This window comes from Streptomyces sp. SudanB52_2052 (genome assembly GCF_964272415.1).
Classification (GTDB): Bacteria; Actinomycetota; Actinomycetes; order Streptomycetales; family Streptomycetaceae; genus Streptomyces; species Streptomyces olindensis.
In genome coordinates, this window is record NZ_OZ186796.1 from 3,697,242 (window position 1) to 3,714,432 (window position 17,191).

Sequence of the window (17,191 nt, forward strand, 5' to 3'; positions counted from 1 at the left end):
TCGGTCAGGCCTCCGTTCCGGTGCTCTCAGCCGGAGCGGCGGACGCGGGAGCCTCGGCCTTGGGGGCCTCGGAACCAGCGGCCTGCTGCGGCTTGCGACCGCGCCGCTCGCCACCGCGGCCACCACGGGCCGGGCGGTCGGCGCCACCGCGGGCCGGGCGGTTACCCGCACGGGCGGCAGCGTTCTCGGCGCGGACCTCGGCGATGTTCTTGACGTCGCCCTTGTAGATCCAGACCTTCACACCGATGCGGCCGAAGGTCGTCTTGGCCTCGAAGAAGCCGTAGTCCACGTTCGCGCGGAGCGTGTGCAGGGGCACGCGGCCCTCGCGGTAGAACTCCGAGCGGGACATCTCGGCGCCGCCGAGGCGGCCACCGCACTGGATCTTGATGCCCTTGGCGCCGGCCTTCATGGCGGACTGCATGCTCTTGCGCATGGCCCGACGGAAGGAGACGCGGGAGGAGAGCTGCTCGGCGACGGCCTGGGCCACGAGCTGAGCGTCGGTCTCGGGGTTCTTGACCTCGAGGATGTTCAGCTGGACCTGCTTGCCCGTGAGCTTCTCGAGGTCGCCGCGGATGCGGTCGGCCTCGGCGCCACGGCGGCCGATGACGATGCCCGGACGCGCGGTGTGGATGTCCACACGCACACGGTCACGGGTGCGCTCGATCTCGACCTTGGAGATGCCGGCGCGCTCCATGCCGGACGTCATCATCCGACGGATGGCGACGTCTTCCTTGACGTAGTCCTTGTACAGCTTGTCGGCGTACCAACGCGACTTGAAGTCGGTCGTGACACCGAGCCGGAACCCGTGCGGGTTTACCTTCTGGCCCATTACCGGGTTCCTTCCTTGCTGCTGACGACCACGGTGATGTGGCTGGTCCGCTTGCGGATCCGGTAGGCGCGGCCCTGGGCGCGCGGACGGAACCGCTTCAGGGTCGGGCCCTCGTCGACGTACGCCTCGGAGACGTACAGGCTGTCGACGTCGGTGTGGTCGTAGTTGTGCGCGGCGTTGGCGATGGCGCTGTCCAGCACCTTGCCGACCGGCACGCTCGCGGCCTGCGGGGCGAAACGCAGGACCGCCTGAGCCTCCGTGGCGTTCAGGCCACGGATGAGGTCCACCACACGGCGGGCCTTCATGGGCGTGACGCGGATGTACCGCGCCTGGGCCCTGGCTTCCATGGTTGTCCCTTCGATGTTTGTCATGGTCATTCGCACCCCGCTGACTAGCGGCGCTTCGACTTCCGGTCTTCCTTGACGTGGCCCCGGAAGGTGCGGGTCGGCGAGAACTCGCCGAGCTTGTGGCCGACCATCGACTCGGTGACAAACACCGGGATGTGGGTCTTGCCGTTGTGCACCGCGATCGTGTGGCCGAGCATGGCCGGGACGATCATCGAGCGGCGGGACCAGGTCTTGATGACGTTCTTGGTGCCGGCTTCGTTCTGGGCGTCCACCTTCTTGATCAGGTGGTCGTCGACGAAGGGCCCCTTCTTCAAGCTACGAGGCATCTCAACCCGTCCTTAGCGCTTCTTGTTCGTCTTGCGGCGGCGGACGATGTACTTGTTCGACGCCTTCTTGGGCGAACGAGTACGGCCTTCCTTCTTGCCCCACGGGGACACGGGGTGACGACCACCGGAGGTCCGGCCCTCACCACCACCGTGCGGGTGGTCCACCGGGTTCATGACCACACCACGGACGGTCGGGCGGACGCCCAGCCACCGCTTGCGGCCCGCCTTGCCCCAGTTGATGTTGCTCTGCTCGGCGTTGCCGACCTCGCCCACAGTGGCGCGGCAGCGGACGTCGACCAGGCGGATCTCACCGGACGGCATGCGCAGGTGGGCCATCTGGCCCTCCTTCGCGAGCAGCTGCACGGAGGCGCCGGCGGAGCGGGCGAACTTCGCGCCGCCGCCGGGACGCAGCTCGATGGCGTGCAGCGTGGTACCGACCGGGATGTTGCGCAGGGCGAGGTTGTTGCCCGGCTTGATGTCGGCCCCGGGACCGTTCTCGATGCGGTCGCCCTGCTGCAGGCCGCGCGGCGCGAGGATGTAGCGCTTCTCGCCGTCGGCGTAGTGCAGCAGCGCGATGCGCGCGGTGCGGTTGGGGTCGTACTCGATGTGCGCGACCTTCGCCGGCACGCCGTCCTTGTCGTGACGACGGAAGTCGATCACGCGGTAGGCGCGCTTGTGGCCACCACCCTGGTGGCGGACGGTCACACGACCGGAGTTGTTACGGCCACCCTTGCTGTGCAGGGGGCGGACCAACGACTTCTCCGGCGTGGACCGCGTGACCTCGACGAAGTCGGCGACGCTGGCACCACGACGGCCAGGAGTCGTCGGCTTGTACTTGCGGATACCCATTTCTCAGTCCTCGTCCGATTCCGGACGATCCTGACCGCTTACGCGGTCGGACCGCCGAAGATGTCGATACGGTCGCCCTCGGCGAGGGTCACGATCGCGCGCTTGGTGGACGCACGCTGGCCGAAGCCGGTGCGGGTCCGCTTGCGCTTGCCCTGGCGGTTGATCGTGTTGACCCCGGTGACCTTGACCGAGAAGACCGACTGGACGGCCTCCTTGATCTGGGTCTTGTTGGCACGCGGGTCCACGACGAAGGTGTACTTGCCCTCGTCGAGCAGCGCGTAGCTCTTCTCGGAGACGACCGGCTTGAGCAGCACGTCACGGGGGTCCGTGAAGGACTTGCTCAGCGGGGTCTCGACGGTGTTCTTGCCCTCGGCGGCGTGGCGACGCGCCTTGGCGACGCGAGCGGCCTTGGCCTTCTTCGCCGCCTTGGAGGCGATTGCGGGGTGACGGATAGCCATCAGACCTCGCTCCCTTCGGTGTCATTGGCCTTCGGGCCCGACACGAAGGACTCGAAAGCGGCCTTGGTGAAGACCACGTCGTCCGAGACGAGAACGTCGTACGTGTTCAGCTGGCCCGGCTCCAGGATGTGGACCTGGGGCAGGTTGCGGGCGGACAGCCACGCGGCCTCGTCGGCGCGGTCGACGACCAGGAGCAGGTTCTTGCGCTCCGAGATCTTGCCGAACAGCGTCTTGGCGGCCTTCGTCGACGGGGTCTCGCCCTCGACGACGCCGGAGACGACGTGGATGCGGTTGTGGCGGGCCCGGTCGGTGAGGGCGTGACGCAGGGCGGCAGCCTTCATCTTCTTCGGGGTCCGCTGCGAGTAGTCACGCGGCACGGGACCGTGCACGACGCCACCACCGGCGAACTGCGGCGCGCGGGTCGAACCCTGACGGGCGCGACCGGTGCCCTTCTGGCGGTACGGCTTCTTGCCACCGCCGCGGACCTCGCCACGGGTCTTGGTCTTGTGCGTGCCCTGACGGGCCGCGGCCAGCTGCGCGACGACGACCTGGTGGATCAGCGGAATGCTGACCTTCTCGACGTCGAAGATCTCCGCGGGGAGCTCGACGGAACCGGCCTTGTCGCCCGCCGGCGAAAGGATGTCAACAGTGCTCATTACCTCAGGCCCCCTTGGCCGCGGTGCGGACCAGGACGAGGCCGCCGTTCGGACCGGGAACCGCGCCCTTGATGAGCAGCAGACCCTTCTCCGCGTCAACGGCGTGGACGGTCAGGTTCTGGGTGGTGACCCGCTCGTTGCCCATGCGACCCGCCATGCGGAGGCCCTTGAACACACGGCCCGGGGTGGCGCAGCCACCGATGGAACCGGGGGAGCGGTGCTTGCGCTGGGTGCCGTGTCCGGCGCCGAGGCCACGGAAGTTGTGGCGCTTCATGACACCGGCGAAGCCCTTGCCCTTGCTCTTGCCGGTCACGTCGACCTTCACGCCGGCCTCGAACACCTCAGCGGTGATCTCCTGGCCGAGCGTGTACTCGGAGGCGTCCGCGGTGCGGATCTCGACGAGGTGGCGACGGGGGGTGACGTCGGCCTTGGCGAAGTGGCCCTTGAGGGGCTTGTTCACCTTGCGCGGGTCGATCTCGCCGAAAGCGATCTGGACGGACTCGTAGCCGTCGACATCGTTCGTACGGACCTGGGTGACGACGTTGGGGCCGGCCTTGACGACGGTGACCGGGACGACGCGGTTGTTCGCGTCCCACACCTGCGTCATGCCGAGCTTCTCGCCCAGGATGCCCTTGATCTGCTTAGCCATCTCTCAGATCACCGGCCTCAGAGCTTGATCTCGATGTCGACACCGGCCGGGAGGTCGAGTCGCATCAGAGAGTCAACGGTCTTGGGGGTGGGGTCGAGGATGTCGATCAGGCGCTTGTGCGTCCGCATCTCGAAGTGCTCGCGCGAGTCCTTGTACTTGTGCGGCGACTTGATGACGCAGTACACGTTCTTCTCAGTGGGCAGCGGCACCGGGCCCGCGACCGACGCACCAGTGCGGGTCACCGTCTCGACGATCTTCTTCGCCGAGGAGTCGATGACCTCGTGGTCGTAGGCCTTGAGCCGGATGCGGATCTTCTGTCCCGCCATGGCTACTCAGTAGTCCTGTCTCTCTTACGCTCTGGAACCCGGTGGATTCCTTCTGCTGCCTTCGTTCCTCCGACCCACGCGGTCGGGCGTGTCGCGCTCCCGCTGACACAGATGTCCCTTGTTCGAACATCCCTGCGGGATTGCACACGGCCCTGCCGGAACCGCGAGCCGGGGGCGGAAGGCCCACCGGGTGCCTGGCCGGTGCCGCGCCCACGCTTCCCGGAAGATTCCCGTACGTCCGCCCCAGTGCTGCCGTAGTGGCAGTTAGGACGACGAGTACTGTGGGACTCGCTTCCGGTCCCCCCGGCGGGAGGCGCGCAGCATCAACACTCGACCGAGCAACTCGGACAGTCTGCCATACGGGGCAACGCCGACGCCAATCGAGCCGGAGAGAATACCCCGGGGGTGACGAAGGTCAAACCAGGGGCTCGTTTGATCCGTTCACTCGATCACTCGTGCGCCCATCGTCCCATTACGGCCCGTGACCTCGGAAACGAAGCCGGCCCAGGTGGCGGGTGAGAGGGCCAGGCGGGGGCCGTGCGTGTGCTTGGAGTCGCGGACGTGGACGGTGTGGGGGGTGGCTATGGCGATCTCGACGCGGGAGTCGCCGTCAGGGCCACTGCTGTAGCTGCTCTTGAACCACGCCGGTTCAGCGTTGCGGATGCAACAGCCCGTTGATGCTGATGCTTTCGTACACCCCGATCTCAACAGCCTGCCCCTCCAACTTGGCCAGCTCCCGCACCTTCTTGGGATACCGAACCTTCTTCACGTCCTCCCAAGCCGCCGCGATGAGCCCACCCGCCCCCAGCACCTCGTCGGCCGTGACGAGGTACTCCTGCCGGGGAATCCGCTTGCCGCCCTCGATCTTGTAGACCAGGTCCTCCCCGTATCCCAGTCCGCCTCGCCCTTGAGCCGTGCCTCAGGCGCCCTACCCGTACGCCCGGTCCGGACAGCCCGGACACCACTGGACAAGCTCCGGACAATCACCCTACGCACCCGCTGAGTCACTGTTCACAGTAAGCAGTGACCGCCACGCTGAGGGTTGTGAAGCAGAAATCCCCCGAACAACTGTGCTCCTGGGGCCTGCCGTTGGACCCGGCGGCACAGCTCATCGCGGAGTTGTCGACCAACGCCGCAACCCACGGCCGCGTCCCGGGGCGCGACTTCCGCCTGCTTCTCTACGTCGTGGCCGACACCCTCCGCATCGAGGTCACGGACACCTGCGACGACCGACTGCCGACGCTCCGACGCCCCACCCCGGATTCGGAGTCCGGCCGCGGCCTGCTCGTCGTCGACACCCTCGCCGACCGCTGGGGCGTCACCCCGGGCCTGCCCCCGCGCAAGACCGTCTGGGCGGAACTCACCCGGTGACTCCAAGCTGACCGGCAGCCGGCCGAAGCACCGGAACCCAACACCTCACGCTCCGGTGCCGCGAGCGGTCTCCCTCAAGGACCACGAGGAGGAAAGAACCCCCACCAAACCCCACCCCTCCCGCCCAGGCCGCCGCCTCACTCGCGCGGGTGAACATCGCCAACTCGGCTGGATTCCCGGGCCCTTGCCTGCCCTACGCTCAGCGCAACACAACCGCAGACATGCGACGGCCCCCGCCGGGACGGCAATCCCAGTGCGAGGGCCTGACCACCGAGGAAGAAAGCCCCTTCCTGATGGATACGCAGAACCCTAGCGTGCCCTCGCGCGCCCACGCCCGGGTTGCCGGTAAGAAGCACCCGAACCGGCACCCCCACACCGGCCTGGTTCACGACAACACCCGCCACACCACCCGCTTCACGGTGATCGGCAACCACCTAGCCCAGCACGCGGAGCTGTCACTGCTCGCGATCGGGCTGGGCGTGCACATCCAGTCGCTCCCCGCGGGCGCCCGGGTCGACATCAAGTCCCTCGCCGCCCGCTTCCCGGAGGGCACGACCCGTATCGCCGCCGCCCTGCGCGAACTGGAGGCCCACGGCTACCTGCGGCGCGTACGCGAACGCGTCCCCGGCGGCCGGATCGTCACCCGCACGATCTCCTGCAACCAGCCAGGTCACAGCGGCGCTGGCGCTCCCCGCCCGGCCCCGGGGAAACGGACGAGGCCGCCCGGCGGGAAACCCCTCCCCGCCGTACCGCAACCGGCCTGCCTCTCCCCCGTCCTCCTCCGGCAGGCCACGGACCTCCTCGCATGCCTCCACCGCGACGACACCCGCCTCCTTCTTTCCTCCCACGACGCCGCCCTTCTCGCCCCCGGCGTCGCCGCCTGGCTCGAACGCGACGTCTCCCCCGCCGCCGTACGCCACGCCCTGACCACCGACCTCCCACCCGGGGCCCTGCACCGCCCGGCCGCCCTCCTGGCCCACCGCCTCACGGCCCAGCTGCCGCCCCCTCCCCCGTTCCGCGCACCCGCACCACCGCCGGTCACCCGGCACCCCCTACAGACATGTGACGGCTGCGACCGGGCCTTCCGCGCACCAGCCCCCGGCCGCTGCCGCGATTGCCGATCACGTCTCCTGGAGGCCGCTTAGCATGAAGGCAACGATCCTTGCCCCTGGGCACAGACGACGAGGAGCGAGCGCCATGACCATCGCCCCGGACAACCCGCGGCAGGGCACCTCCCACCTGTACCGGGCCATGCGCGACTTCGTTCAGTCCGCGGACGACGACCTCCCCGGCAAGTTCGAGATCACCAAGGAAGGGATCGTCCTCGACATGATGTCGCCCATGAAGCCGCACGAGCTCACCGTGCTGCGCGTCCGCAAGCGCCTGGAAAAGGTGATGCCGGACGAGATCGTGGCGCACACGGGTGAGCCCGACGTGGAGGACGAACCCGAGGGCATCATGCGCCGGCCAGACGTCATGGTGATCGCCGAGTCGGAGATGGAAGGAGAGGGCTCGTTCGACCCCCGGTCGCTCGTCGCCGCCGTAGAAGTCGTCTCCCGCTCCAACCCGGACAACGACTGGGTCACCAAGATGCGCGACTACCCCCTCATCGGCATCCCCGTCTACGCCGTCTTCGACCCCCGCACCGGCACGGGCACCGTCCTCACCGACATCCACAGCACACCGAACGGCCCCCGCTACGCCACGCGCAAGGACTTCGTCTACGGCGAGGACGTGACGATCGCCGACTGGACGATCGCGACGGACGGCCTGCCCCTCTATCCACAGGAGTGATCCGGCACCCCGGACACAGCAAAGGGGCCCGCACGACCGAAGTCGTACGGGCCCCTCCGAGCCACTCAGGTCAGTGGACCCTCAAGCCAGTCCGAAGACTCACTTGTTGATCTTGGTGACCTGGCCGGCGCCCACGGTCCGACCACCCTCACGGATGGCGAACTTCAGGCCCTCCTCCATGGCGACGGGCTGGATGAGCTCCACCTTCATCTCGGTGTTGTCACCCGGCATGACCATCTCGGTGCCCTCGGGGAGGGTCACCACGCCGGTCACGTCCGTCGTACGGAAGTAGAACTGCGGACGGTAGTTGTTGAAGAACGGCGTGTGGCGGCCACCCTCGTCCTTGGACAGGATGTAGGCCTGCGCCTCGAACTCCGTGTGCGGCGTGACCGAGCCCGGCTTGATGATGACCTGGCCGCGCTCGACGTCCTCGCGCTTGATGCCACGGAGCAGCAGACCGACGTTCTCACCGGCCTGGCCCTCGTCGAGCAGCTTGCGGAACATCTCGATGCCGGTGACCGTGGTGGTGGTCTTCTCCGGCTTGATGCCGATGATGTCGACGGTCTCGTTGACCTTCAGGACACCACGCTCGATACGGCCGGTGACGACCGTACCGCGACCGGTGATCGTGAAGACGTCCTCGATCGGCATGAGGAACGGCTTGTCGACGTCGCGCTCCGGCTCCGGGATGGCGGTGTCGACGGCGTTCATGAGCTCGAGGACGGAGTTGCCCCACTCCTTGTCGCCCTCGAGGGCCTTCAGAGCGGAGACCTTGACGACGGGAACGTCGTCGCCCGGGAACTCGTACTCGGAGAGCAGCTCACGGACCTCGAGCTCGACGAGCTCCAGGATCTCCTCGTCGTCCACCATGTCGGCCTTGTTCAGGGCGACGACGATGTACGGAACGCCGACCTGGCGGGCCAGGAGCACGTGCTCCTTGGTCTGCGGCATCGGGCCGTCGGTGGCGGCGACCACGAGGATGGCGCCGTCCATCTGCGCGGCACCCGTGATCATGTTCTTGATGTAGTCCGCGTGACCGGGGCAGTCGACGTGGGCGTAGTGACGCGTCTCGGTCTGGTACTCGACGTGCGCGATGGAGATGGTGATACCGCGCTGGCGCTCCTCAGGAGCCTTGTCGATCTGGTCGAAGGCCGAGGCCTCGTTCAGGTCCGGGTACGCGTCGTGCAGCACCTTGGTAATGGCGGCCGTGAGGGTCGTCTTACCGTGGTCGATGTGACCGATGGTGCCGATGTTGACGTGCGGCTTAGTCCGCTCGAACTTCGCCTTCGCCACTGGGGTCCTCCTGTGGAGTGGTTCTGGTACGCCTTACTCATCGGCGCCAGGTGATCTTTGCTGGAAAGCCCGGGCCCCGGGGCATTCTCACCACGATTGCGGCGGAATGCCCCTCAAGGCTCCGGAGTCAAGCCTACGGCGTGTAGACGCGGTGCGTTACTCGCCCTTGGCCTTCGCGATGATCTCCTCGGCGACGTTCCGCGGAACCTCGGCGTAGGAGTCGAACTGCATGGAGTAGCTCGCACGGCCGGACGTCTTGCTGCGCAGGTCGCCGACGTAGCCGAACATCTCCGAAAGGGGCACGAGGCCCTTCACGACGCGGGCACCGGCCCGCTCCTCCATGGCCTGGATCTGACCACGGCGGGAGTTGATGTCGCCGATGACCTCACCCATGTAGTCCTCGGGCGTGGTGACCTCGACGGCCATCATCGGCTCGAGCAGCACGGGGCTGGCCTTGCGCGCGGCCTCCTTGAAGGCCTGCGAACCGGCGATCTTGAACGCGAGCTCGGAGGAGTCGACCTCGTGGTAGGCACCGTCGAGCAGCGTCACGCGGACACCGGTCATCTCGTAACCGGCGAGGATGCCGAACTGCATGGCCTCCTGCGCACCGGCGTCCACCGAAGGGATGTACTCCTTCGGCACACGGCCACCGGTCACCTTGTTGATGAACTCGTACGAGGCGTCGCCGCCCTCGATCGGCTCGATCGCGATGATGACGCGGGCGAACTGGCCGGTACCACCCGTCTGCTTCTTGTGGGTGAACTCGACCTTCTCGACGGCCTTGCGGATCGTCTCGCGGTAGGCGACCTGCGGCTTGCCGACGTTGGCCTCGACCTTGAACTCACGGCGCATGCGGTCGACCAGCACCTCGAGGTGCAGCTCGCCCATACCGCCGATGATGGTCTGGCCGGTCTCCTCGTCCGAGTGGACCTGGAAGGACGGGTCCTCCTCGGCCAGGCGCTGGATCGCGACGCCCAGCTTCTCCTGGTCGCCCTTCGACTTGGGCTCGATGGCGACCTGGATGACCGGCGCCGGGAAGTCCATGGACTCCAGGATCACCGGGTTCTTGTCGTCGGACAGCGTCTCACCGGTGGTGGTCTGCTTCAGGCCCATGACGGCGACGATGTCGCCGGCGCCCACCGACTCGATCTCCTCACGCTTGTTGGCGTGCATGCGGTAGATCTTGCCGATGCGCTCCTTCTTGCCCTTGACGGAGTTGAGCACCTGCGTGCCCGACTCCAGGCGGCCCGAGTAGACCCGGACGAAGGTGAGCTTGCCGAGGTGCGGGTCGCTCATGATCTTGAACGCGAGCGCGGCGAGGGGCTCCTCGTCCGACGGCTTGCGCGCGATGACCTGCTCCGGGTCCTTGACGTCGTGGCCCTCGATGGCCTCGACGTCGAGCGGGGTGGGCAGGTAGCGCACGACCGCGTCGAGCAGGGGCTGGACGCCCTTGTTCTTGAACGCGGTGCCGCAGAACACGGGGGTGACGGTGGTGCCGCCGCCCTTGCCGGACGCGATGGTGATGCGACGGATCGCGGCGTAGAGCTGCTCCACGGTGGGCTCGGTGCCCTCCAGGTACAGCTCCATCAGCTCTTCGTCGTTCTCGGCGACGGCCTCGAGCAGCTTGCCGCGGTACTCCTCGGCAGCCTCGGCGTGGGTGTCCGGGATGTCGACGGTGTCGTACATCTCGCCCTTGGTCGCCTCGGCCGACCAGACCAGGGCCTTCATCGTCACGAGGTCGATGACGCCCTTGAAGTCCGCCTCCGCGCCGATCGGCAGCTGCATGACCAGCGGCTGCGCGCCCAGGCGGTCGGAGATCATGTCCACGCAGCGGTGGAACTCGGCACCGGTACGGTCCAGCTTGTTGACGAAGCAGATGCGCGGCACGCCGTAACGGTCGGCCTGACGCCACACCGTCTCGGACTGCGGCTCGACACCGGCGACGCCGTCGAACACCGTCACGGCACCGTCGAGCACGCGCAGGGAGCGCTCCACCTCGACGGTGAAGTCGACGTGACCCGGGGTGTCGATGATGTTGATGGTGTAGTCGTCGCCCTCGAGCGGCCAGTGACAGGTGGTGGCAGCAGAGGTGATCGTGATGCCACGCTCCTGCTCCTGCTCCATCCAGTCCATGGTGGCAGCGCCGTCGTGGACCTCACCGATCTTGTACGAAACGCCGGTGTAGAACAGGATCCGCTCGGTGGTGGTCGTCTTGCCCGCGTCGATGTGGGCCATGATCCCGATGTTGCGGACCCTGGCCAGGTCAAGCGAAGTGGTAGCCATAAGGCTTCAGTCTTCTCTCGGTCTCGATGGGGTCTGCGACTACCAGCGGTAGTGCGCGAAGGCCTTGTTGGACTCGGCCATCTTGTGCGTGTCCTCGCGCTTCTTCACAGCGGCGCCCAGGCCGTTGCTGGCGTCGAGGAGCTCGTTGAGCAGACGCTCGGTCATGGTCTTCTCGCGACGGGCGCGGGAGTAACCGACGAGCCAGCGCAGCGCCAGGGTGTTGGCACGGCCGGGCTTGACCTCGACCGGAACCTGGTAGGTGGCACCACCGACACGGCGGGACTTGACCTCGAGGGTCGGCTTGATGTTCTCGAGAGCGCGCTTCAGCGTGATGACCGGGTCGTTGCCGGTCTTCTCGCGCAGGCCCTCCATGGCGCCGTAGACGATGCGCTCGGCGGTGGAGCGCTTGCCGTTCAGCAGCACCTTGTTGATCAGGGAGGTCACCAGAGGAGAGCCGTAGACCGGGTCGATGATGACCGGGCGCTTCGGGGCGGGGCCCTTACGAGGCATTCTTACTTCTCCTTCTTGGCGCCGTAGCGGCTGCGGGCCTGCTTGCGGTTCTTGACACCCTGGGTGTCGAGCGAGCCGCGGATGATCTTGTAGCGAACACCCGGCAGGTCCTTCACACGGCCGCCGCGCACGAGCACGATGGAGTGCTCCTGCAGGTTGTGTCCCTCACCCGGAATGTAGGCCGTGACCTCGATGCCGCTGGTCAGACGCACACGCGCGACCTTACGGAGGGCCGAGTTCGGCTTCTTCGGGGTGGTCGTGAACACACGCGTGCAGACGCCACGACGCTGAGGGGAACCCTCGAGTGCGGGCGTCTTGTTCTTCTCGACCTTGTCCTGCCGGCCCTTGCGGACCAGCTGCTGGATCGTAGGCACTACTTCTCCGGTTTCTGTGTGCCGATGGGTACAGCTAACCTGGAACGTCGCCGACCCACGCGGTCGGGTGTGTCGAATCCCGCGGACTCCCGCCGCCAGGCAGAATTAAGCGCAGATTACGGTGGCCGGTATCAGCTCGCCGTGCGGTTGAAGGCACGCACGGGAGCCAGGGCACACCCCAGGCACAAGGTCTGAGCGTACCTATCGCATTCGCTGCGGTCAAAACAAATGGGCGCCGCCCGCATCGCCAGGCGGGACATGTCAAGACCCTCGGCCGTTGTCGATCTTCAATTCAGTGGCGGCTGTCCGATTTGCACATATTCCTCGCACGCATTCCTCGCATGCGTGTCCTGCGCATGATCAGCCGGCCGCGATGGACACCACGGTGAGCAACACCAGGACGAGTGCCCAGCCTGCCGTGGACAACCATCCGAGTACGAGCCCGGTCAGCGCGAGCCCGTCCCCCAGCTCCCCGCGGCTGCGGATCTCGGCCCGCGCCACATGCCCGAGGACGACGGCCGGGATCCCGGTCAGCCCCATGCTCGGCACGCACAGCAGCCCGCACACCGCGGCGGCGACCGCCTTCCCGTTCGTCTGCGGCCGCGGCACCGGCAGGAACGCCGGCGGCACGGACACGGCCGGCACCGACTGCGGCAAGGGCCCCTGGGGCAGATCCGCGACGAGCAGCGCCAGCTCCCCCACGGTCCGCGCGGCATACGCCCGCGCCACCCGCTTCTCGAACTCCGGGTGCTCCAACCGCCCCTCGCCGTATCCCGCTCTGAGCACGTCCACGGCCCGCTCCCGATCGGCGTGCGAGGCCAGCATCGACGGCACCCTGGCCCCCTGCCAGGGCTGCCAGGACGGATAGGGCGGCTGCGACACGGAGCACCTCCCCGGAACCGGAGTCCTTCCATGATGCGCCGATCCGGGGCTTTCCCGCACCGGGGCGTCAGCGGCCAGGGGTGAAGCGTCGGCCAGGCGGCGCCCGCCGCCGCCGGTGCGCCCGGGAGCGCTCCGCGGGGCCGCGGAGAGGCTCGGCGGCCCCGAAGCCCGGAGCAGGGCGTACGAGACTCCTCGCACCGCCCCGCCCCCTCGCCGCGGGAACGCCGAAGGGCGGCCACCCCAAAGGATGGCCGCCCTCCGTTCAAGCGACTCGCTTACTGGTTGTACGGACCGTAGTCGTAGTCCTCCAGCGGAACGGCCTGGCCGGAGCCCGTGCCGAACGGCGAGTAGTCGATGTCGTCGTAGCCGACGGCCGAGTACATCGCGGCCTTGGCCTCCTCGGTCGGCTCGACCCGGATGTTGCGGTAGCGGGACAGACCCGTACCGGCCGGGATGAGCTTACCGATGATGACGTTCTCCTTGAGGCCGATGAGCGAGTCGGACTTGGCGTTGATCGCCGCGTCCGTGAGGACTCGCGTCGTCTCCTGGAAGGACGCCGCCGACAGCCAGGACTCCGTGGCCAGCGAGGCCTTGGTGATACCCATGAGCTGCGGACGACCGGAGGCCGGGTGACCGCCCTCCTGGACCACACGACGGTTCTCGTGCTCGAACTTCGAGCGCTCGACCAGCTCGCCGGGCAGCAGCTCGGCGTCGCCGGACTCGATGATCGTCACGCGGCGGAGCATCTGCCGGATGATGATCTCGATGTGCTTGTCGTGGATCGACACACCCTGCGAGTTGTAGACCTTCTGGACCTCGCCGACCAGGTGGACCTGGACGGCACGCTGGCCCAGGATGCGCAGCACGTCGTGCGGGTTGGTGGCACCCACGGTGAGCTTCTGGCCCACCTCGACGTGCTCGCCCTCGCTGACCAGGAGTCGGGCGCGCTTCGAGATCGGGTAGGCCGTCTCGTCGCTGCCGTCGTCCGGGGTGATGACGATCTTCTTCGTCTTCTCGGTCTCCTCGATGCGAACGCGGCCGCTCGCCTCGGAGATCGGGGCGACACCCTTCGGGGTACGGGCCTCGAAGAGCTCGACGACACGCGGCAGACCCTGGGTGATGTCGTCACCGGCCACACCACCGGTGTGGAAGGTACGCATCGTCAGCTGGGTACCGGGCTCACCGATGGACTGGGCGGCGATGATGCCGACCGCCTCACCGATGTCGACCAGCTTGCCGGTGGCCAGCGAACGGCCGTAGCACATCGCGCAGGTGCCGACGGCGGACTCGCAGGTCAGGACCGAGCGGGTCTTGACCTCCTCGACGCCGCGGGAGACGAGCTCCTCGATGAGGACGTCGCCCAGGTCGGTGCCGGCCGGGGCCAGCACCTGCCCGTCGACGACGATGTCCTCGGCGAGGCAGCGCGCGTACACGGAGGTCTCGACGTTCTCCGTCTTGATCAGCGCGCCCTCGGCGTTCCGGTCGGCGATCTTCAGACGCAGACCGCGCTCGGTGCCGCAGTCCTCCTCGCGAATGATGACGTCCTGGGAGACGTCGACCAGACGACGCGTGAGGTAACCCGAGTCGGCGGTACGCAGAGCGGTGTCCGCCAGACCCTTACGGGCACCGTGCGTGGAGATGAAGTACTCCAGCACGGACAGACCCTCACGGAACGACGCCTTGATCGGACGCGGGATCGTCTCGTTCTTCGCGTTCGACACCAGACCACGCATACCGGCGATCTGACGCATCTGCATCATGTTGCCTCGTGCACCCGAGTTCACCATCATGAAGATCGGGTTGGTCTTCGGGAAGTTGTCGTTCATCGCCTCGGCGACCTCGTTGGTCGCCTTGGTCCAGATCGCGATGAGCTCCTGCGTGCGCTCGTCCTTGGTGATCAGACCGCGCTCGTACTGCTTCTGGACCTTCTCGTCCTGCGCCTCGTAGCCACGGACGATCTCCTTCTTCGCCTCGGGGACGACGACGTCGGAGATCGCGACGGTGACGCCGGAGCGGGTGGCCCAGTAGAAGCCGGCCGCCTTCAGGTTGTCGAGCGTCGCCGCCACGATGACCTTCGGGTAGCGCTCGGCGAGGTCGTTGACGATCTCGGAGAGCTGCTTCTTGCCGACCTCGTAGTCGACGAACGGGTAGTCCTCGGGCAGCAGCTCGTTGAAGAGCGCACGGCCCAGCGTGGTGTTCAGCCGGAAGCTGTCACCCTGCTGCCACTCGGGCTCACCCTCCTCACGCGCCGGCGGGGTCCAGCCGCGCGGCGGGATGGTGCCGACCGGGAAGCGGACGTCGATCTTCGACTGGAGCGACAGCTCGCCCGCGTCGAAGGCCATGATCGCCTCCGCGACCGAGGCGAAGGAACGGCCCTCGCCCTTGAGGTCGCGCATCTCGCCGTCGGTGGTGAGGAAGAACAGACCGAGGACCATGTCCTGGGTCGGCATCGTCACCGGACGGCCGTCGGCCGGCTTGAGGATGTTGTTCGAGGACAGCATCAGGATGCGGGCCTCGGCCTGCGCCTCCGCGGACAGCGGCAGGTGCACGGCCATCTGGTCACCGTCGAAGTCCGCGTTGAACGCGGTGCAGACGAGCGGGTGGATCTGGATGGCCTTGCCCTCGACCAGCTGCGGCTCGAAGGCCTGGATGCCGAGGCGGTGCAGCGTGGGCGCACGGTTCAGCAGAACCGGGTGCTCCGCGATGACCTCTTCCAGCACGTCGTACACGACCGTGCGGCCGCGCTCGACCATGCGCTTGGCGCTCTTGATGTTCTGCGCGTGGTTCAGGTCGACCAGGCGCTTCATCACGAACGGCTTGAAGAGCTCCAGCGCCATCGCCTTGGGCAGACCGCACTGGTGCAGCTTCAGCTGCGGACCGACGACGATCACGGAACGCGCGGAGTAGTCCACACGCTTACCGAGCAGGTTCTGACGGAAGCGACCCTGCTTGCCCTTCAGCATGTCGCTGAGGGACTTCAGCGGGCGGTTACCGGGACCGGTGACCGGACGGCCACGGCGGCCGTTGTCGAACAGCGCGTCCACGGCCTCCTGGAGCATGCGCTTCTCGTTGTTCACGATGATCTCGGGCGCACCGAGGTCGAGAAGGCGCTTCAGGCGGTTGTTCCGGTTGATCACACGGCGGTACAGGTCGTTCAGGTCGGAGGTCGCGAAGCGGCCACCGTCCAGCTGCACCATCGGGCGGAGGTCCGGCGGGATGACCGGCACGCAGTCGAGCACCATGCCCTTGGGGCTGTTGCTGGTCTGCAGGAACGCGGAGACGACCTTCAGGCGCTTGAGCGCACGGGTCTTCTTCTGGCCCTTGCCGGTACGGATGATCTCGCGGAGCTTCTCGGCCTCCTCGTCGAGGTCGAAGGACTCCAGGCGCTTCTGCAGCGCCGCGGCACCCATCGAGCCGTCGAAGTACGTGCCGAAGCGGTCACGCAGCTCGCGGTAGAGCAGCTCGTCGCCCTCCAGGTCCTGGACCTTGAGGTTCTTGAAGCGGTTCCACACCTCGTCGAGACGGTCGATCTCGCGCTGGGCGCGGTCGCGCAGCTGCTTCATCTCGCGCTCGGCACCCTCGCGCACCTTGCGGCGCACGTCGGCCTTGGCGCCCTCGGCCTCCAGCTCGGCCAGGTCGGTCTCGAGCTTCTTGGCGCGGGCCTCCAGGTCGGCGTCGCGGCGCTGCTCGATCTGCTGGCGCTCGACGGAGACATGGGCCTCCAGCGAGGGCAGGTCGCGGGTGCGGCGCTCCTCGTCGACGTACGTGATCATGTACGCCGCGAAGTAGATGACCTTCTCCAGGTCCTTCGGGGCCAGGTCGAGCAGGTAGCCCAGACGCGACGGAACGCCCTTGAAGTACCAGATGTGCGTGACGGGAGCGGCCAGCTCGATGTGGCCCATCCGCTCACGGCGCACCTTGGCGCGAGTCACCTCGACACCGCAGCGCTCACAGATGATGCCCTTGAAGCGGACGCGCTTGTACTTGCCGCAGTAGCACTCCCAGTCCCGGGTCGGACCGAAGATCTTCTCGCAGAAGAGTCCGTCCTTTTCGGGCTTGAGGGTGCGGTAGTTGATGGTCTCGGGCTTCTTGACCTCGCCGTGGCTCCACTGACGGATGTCGTCAGCGGTGGCCAGACCGATCCGGAGCTCGTCGAAGAAGTTGACGTCGAGCACTATGCGTCAATCCCTCTCAGGGTTGTAAGTCTTTGGTCTGAAACGGGGGTCCTGGGGCCGGGGACCTGC

General features: G+C 67.3%; 18 protein-coding genes and 1 pseudogene. 3 read left to right on the forward strand and 16 right to left on the reverse strand.

Features of this window, described 5'->3' with window-relative positions; translation table 11 throughout:
- Positions 1 to 4 precede the first annotated feature (4 nt).
- The 10 genes and pseudogenes from rpsC to ACSUPV_RS16270 form a co-directional block, all read right to left on the reverse strand.
- Entirely contained in the window at positions 5 to 829 is an 825-nt protein-coding gene (gene rpsC / locus ACSUPV_RS16225) for a 30S ribosomal protein S3 (protein ID WP_030233882.1), read from the reverse strand.
- Positions 829 to 1,176, reverse strand: coding sequence for a 50S ribosomal protein L22 (gene rplV / locus ACSUPV_RS16230; protein WP_029380974.1), 348 nt, complete (start codon positions 1,174 to 1,176; stop codon positions 829 to 831). The genes rpsC and rplV overlap by 1 nt, the downstream gene beginning before the upstream one ends.
- 44 nt (positions 1,177 to 1,220) lie before the next feature.
- Positions 1,221 to 1,502 carry a 30S ribosomal protein S19 gene (rpsS, locus tag ACSUPV_RS16235; protein WP_004984529.1) on the reverse strand — a complete coding sequence of 94 codons (282 nt, stop codon included), beginning with the start codon at positions 1,500 to 1,502 and terminating at the stop codon, positions 1,221 to 1,223.
- Positions 1,503 to 1,514: 12 nt separating this feature from the next.
- Positions 1,515 to 2,351, reverse strand: a complete 837-nt coding sequence (rplB, locus tag ACSUPV_RS16240; protein ID WP_031118790.1) for a 50S ribosomal protein L2 — start codon at positions 2,349 to 2,351, stop codon at positions 1,515 to 1,517.
- 38 nt (positions 2,352 to 2,389) lie between these two features.
- Positions 2,390 to 2,809, reverse strand: a complete 420-nt coding sequence (gene rplW / locus ACSUPV_RS16245; RefSeq protein ID WP_031118791.1) for a 50S ribosomal protein L23 — start codon at positions 2,807 to 2,809, stop codon at positions 2,390 to 2,392.
- Positions 2,809 to 3,465: a 50S ribosomal protein L4 gene (rplD, locus tag ACSUPV_RS16250; RefSeq protein WP_031118792.1), complete on the reverse strand. Its 657-nt coding sequence runs from the start codon at positions 3,463 to 3,465 to the stop codon at positions 2,809 to 2,811. Before rplD ends, rplW begins: the two co-directional genes overlap by 1 nt.
- A 4-nt stretch (positions 3,466 to 3,469) precedes the next feature.
- Positions 3,470 to 4,114, reverse strand: coding sequence for a 50S ribosomal protein L3 (gene rplC / locus ACSUPV_RS16255; RefSeq protein WP_010036739.1), 645 nt, complete (start codon positions 4,112 to 4,114; stop codon positions 3,470 to 3,472).
- A gap of 17 nt (positions 4,115 to 4,131) precedes the next feature.
- On the reverse strand, positions 4,132 to 4,440 hold the full coding sequence (gene rpsJ, locus ACSUPV_RS16260) for a 30S ribosomal protein S10 (protein WP_003948644.1): 309 nt from the start codon (positions 4,438 to 4,440) through the stop codon (positions 4,132 to 4,134).
- Positions 4,441 to 4,881: 441 nt separating this feature from the next.
- On the reverse strand, positions 4,882 to 5,103 hold the full coding sequence (locus tag ACSUPV_RS16265; RefSeq protein WP_436949905.1) for a DUF397 domain-containing protein: 222 nt from the start codon (positions 5,101 to 5,103) through the stop codon (positions 4,882 to 4,884).
- A gap of 1 nt (position 5,104) precedes the next feature.
- Positions 5,105 to 5,335: pseudogene (locus tag ACSUPV_RS16270) on the reverse strand (transcriptional regulator); the annotation flags it as partial.
- 149 nt (positions 5,336 to 5,484) lie between these two features.
- On the opposite strand from ACSUPV_RS16270, the gene ACSUPV_RS16275 reads away from it, so the two are divergent.
- The 3 genes from ACSUPV_RS16275 to ACSUPV_RS16285 all read left to right on the forward strand — a co-directional run bounded on the left by ACSUPV_RS16275 (position 5,485) and on the right by ACSUPV_RS16285 (position 7,605).
- Positions 5,485 to 5,811: an ATP-binding protein gene (locus ACSUPV_RS16275; protein ID WP_382618137.1), complete on the forward strand. Its 327-nt coding sequence runs from the start codon at positions 5,485 to 5,487 to the stop codon at positions 5,809 to 5,811.
- A gap of 293 nt (positions 5,812 to 6,104) precedes the next feature.
- Positions 6,105 to 6,956, forward strand: coding sequence for a helix-turn-helix domain-containing protein (locus ACSUPV_RS16280; protein ID WP_436947729.1), 852 nt, complete (start codon positions 6,105 to 6,107; stop codon positions 6,954 to 6,956).
- Positions 6,957 to 7,008: 52 nt separating this feature from the next.
- A complete protein-coding gene (locus tag ACSUPV_RS16285) occupies positions 7,009 to 7,605 on the forward strand; it encodes a Uma2 family endonuclease (protein WP_037763659.1) in 597 nt (198 codons plus the stop codon).
- Between the two features lie 99 nt (positions 7,606 to 7,704).
- On the opposite strand, the gene tuf is transcribed toward ACSUPV_RS16285, so the two are convergent.
- From tuf to ACSUPV_RS16315, 6 genes are all read right to left on the reverse strand, one after another.
- Positions 7,705 to 8,898 (reverse strand): elongation factor Tu, encoded by a 1,194-nt coding sequence (tuf, locus tag ACSUPV_RS16290; protein WP_003992342.1) that lies wholly within the window; start codon positions 8,896 to 8,898, stop codon positions 7,705 to 7,707.
- A 156-nt stretch (positions 8,899 to 9,054) separates the two neighbouring features.
- Positions 9,055 to 11,181, reverse strand: coding sequence for an elongation factor G (gene fusA, locus ACSUPV_RS16295; RefSeq protein ID WP_031118794.1), 2,127 nt, complete (start codon positions 11,179 to 11,181; stop codon positions 9,055 to 9,057).
- 39 nt (positions 11,182 to 11,220) lie between these two features.
- Complete coding sequence (gene rpsG, locus ACSUPV_RS16300; protein ID WP_003998848.1) at positions 11,221 to 11,691, reverse strand: 30S ribosomal protein S7; 471 nt, start codon at positions 11,689 to 11,691, stop codon at positions 11,221 to 11,223.
- Positions 11,692 to 11,693: 2 nt separating this feature from the next.
- A complete protein-coding gene (rpsL, locus tag ACSUPV_RS16305; protein WP_003948652.1) occupies positions 11,694 to 12,065 on the reverse strand; it encodes a 30S ribosomal protein S12 in 372 nt (123 codons plus the stop codon).
- 360 nt (positions 12,066 to 12,425) lie between these two features.
- On the reverse strand, positions 12,426 to 12,947 hold the full coding sequence (locus ACSUPV_RS16310) for a DUF1707 and DUF4190 domain-containing protein (RefSeq protein ID WP_436947730.1): 522 nt from the start codon (positions 12,945 to 12,947) through the stop codon (positions 12,426 to 12,428).
- A gap of 275 nt (positions 12,948 to 13,222) precedes the next feature.
- Positions 13,223 to 17,122: a DNA-directed RNA polymerase subunit beta' gene (locus ACSUPV_RS16315; RefSeq protein ID WP_037763656.1), complete on the reverse strand. Its 3,900-nt coding sequence runs from the start codon at positions 17,120 to 17,122 to the stop codon at positions 13,223 to 13,225.
- Between the last annotated feature and the right edge of the window lie 69 nt (positions 17,123 to 17,191).

Coding starts and splice junctions, on each gene's coding strand:
- fusA (WP_031118794.1), bottom strand. CDS start 11,181: ATGGCTACCACTTCGCTTGACCTGGCCAGGGTCCGCAACATCGGGATC.
- rpsG (WP_003998848.1), bottom strand. CDS start 11,691: ATGCCTCGTAAGGGCCCCGCCCCGAAGCGCCCGGTCATCATCGACCCG.
- rpsS (WP_004984529.1), bottom strand. CDS start 1,502: ATGCCTCGTAGCTTGAAGAAGGGGCCCTTCGTCGACGACCACCTGATC.
- rplC (WP_010036739.1), bottom strand. CDS start 4,114: ATGGCTAAGCAGATCAAGGGCATCCTGGGCGAGAAGCTCGGCATGACG.
- rpsJ (WP_003948644.1), bottom strand. CDS start 4,440: ATGGCGGGACAGAAGATCCGCATCCGGCTCAAGGCCTACGACCACGAG.
- rplD (WP_031118792.1), bottom strand. CDS start 3,465: ATGAGCACTGTTGACATCCTTTCGCCGGCGGGCGACAAGGCCGGTTCC.
- ACSUPV_RS16280 (WP_436947729.1), top strand. CDS start 6,105: ATGGATACGCAGAACCCTAGCGTGCCCTCGCGCGCCCACGCCCGGGTT.
- ACSUPV_RS16285 (WP_037763659.1), top strand. CDS start 7,009: ATGACCATCGCCCCGGACAACCCGCGGCAGGGCACCTCCCACCTGTAC.
- rplW (WP_031118791.1), bottom strand. CDS start 2,809: ATGGCTATCCGTCACCCCGCAATCGCCTCCAAGGCGGCGAAGAAGGCC.
- rpsC (WP_030233882.1), bottom strand. CDS start 829: ATGGGCCAGAAGGTAAACCCGCACGGGTTCCGGCTCGGTGTCACGACC.
- rplB (WP_031118790.1), bottom strand. CDS start 2,351: ATGGGTATCCGCAAGTACAAGCCGACGACTCCTGGCCGTCGTGGTGCC.
- rplV (WP_029380974.1), bottom strand. CDS start 1,176: ATGGAAGCCAGGGCCCAGGCGCGGTACATCCGCGTCACGCCCATGAAG.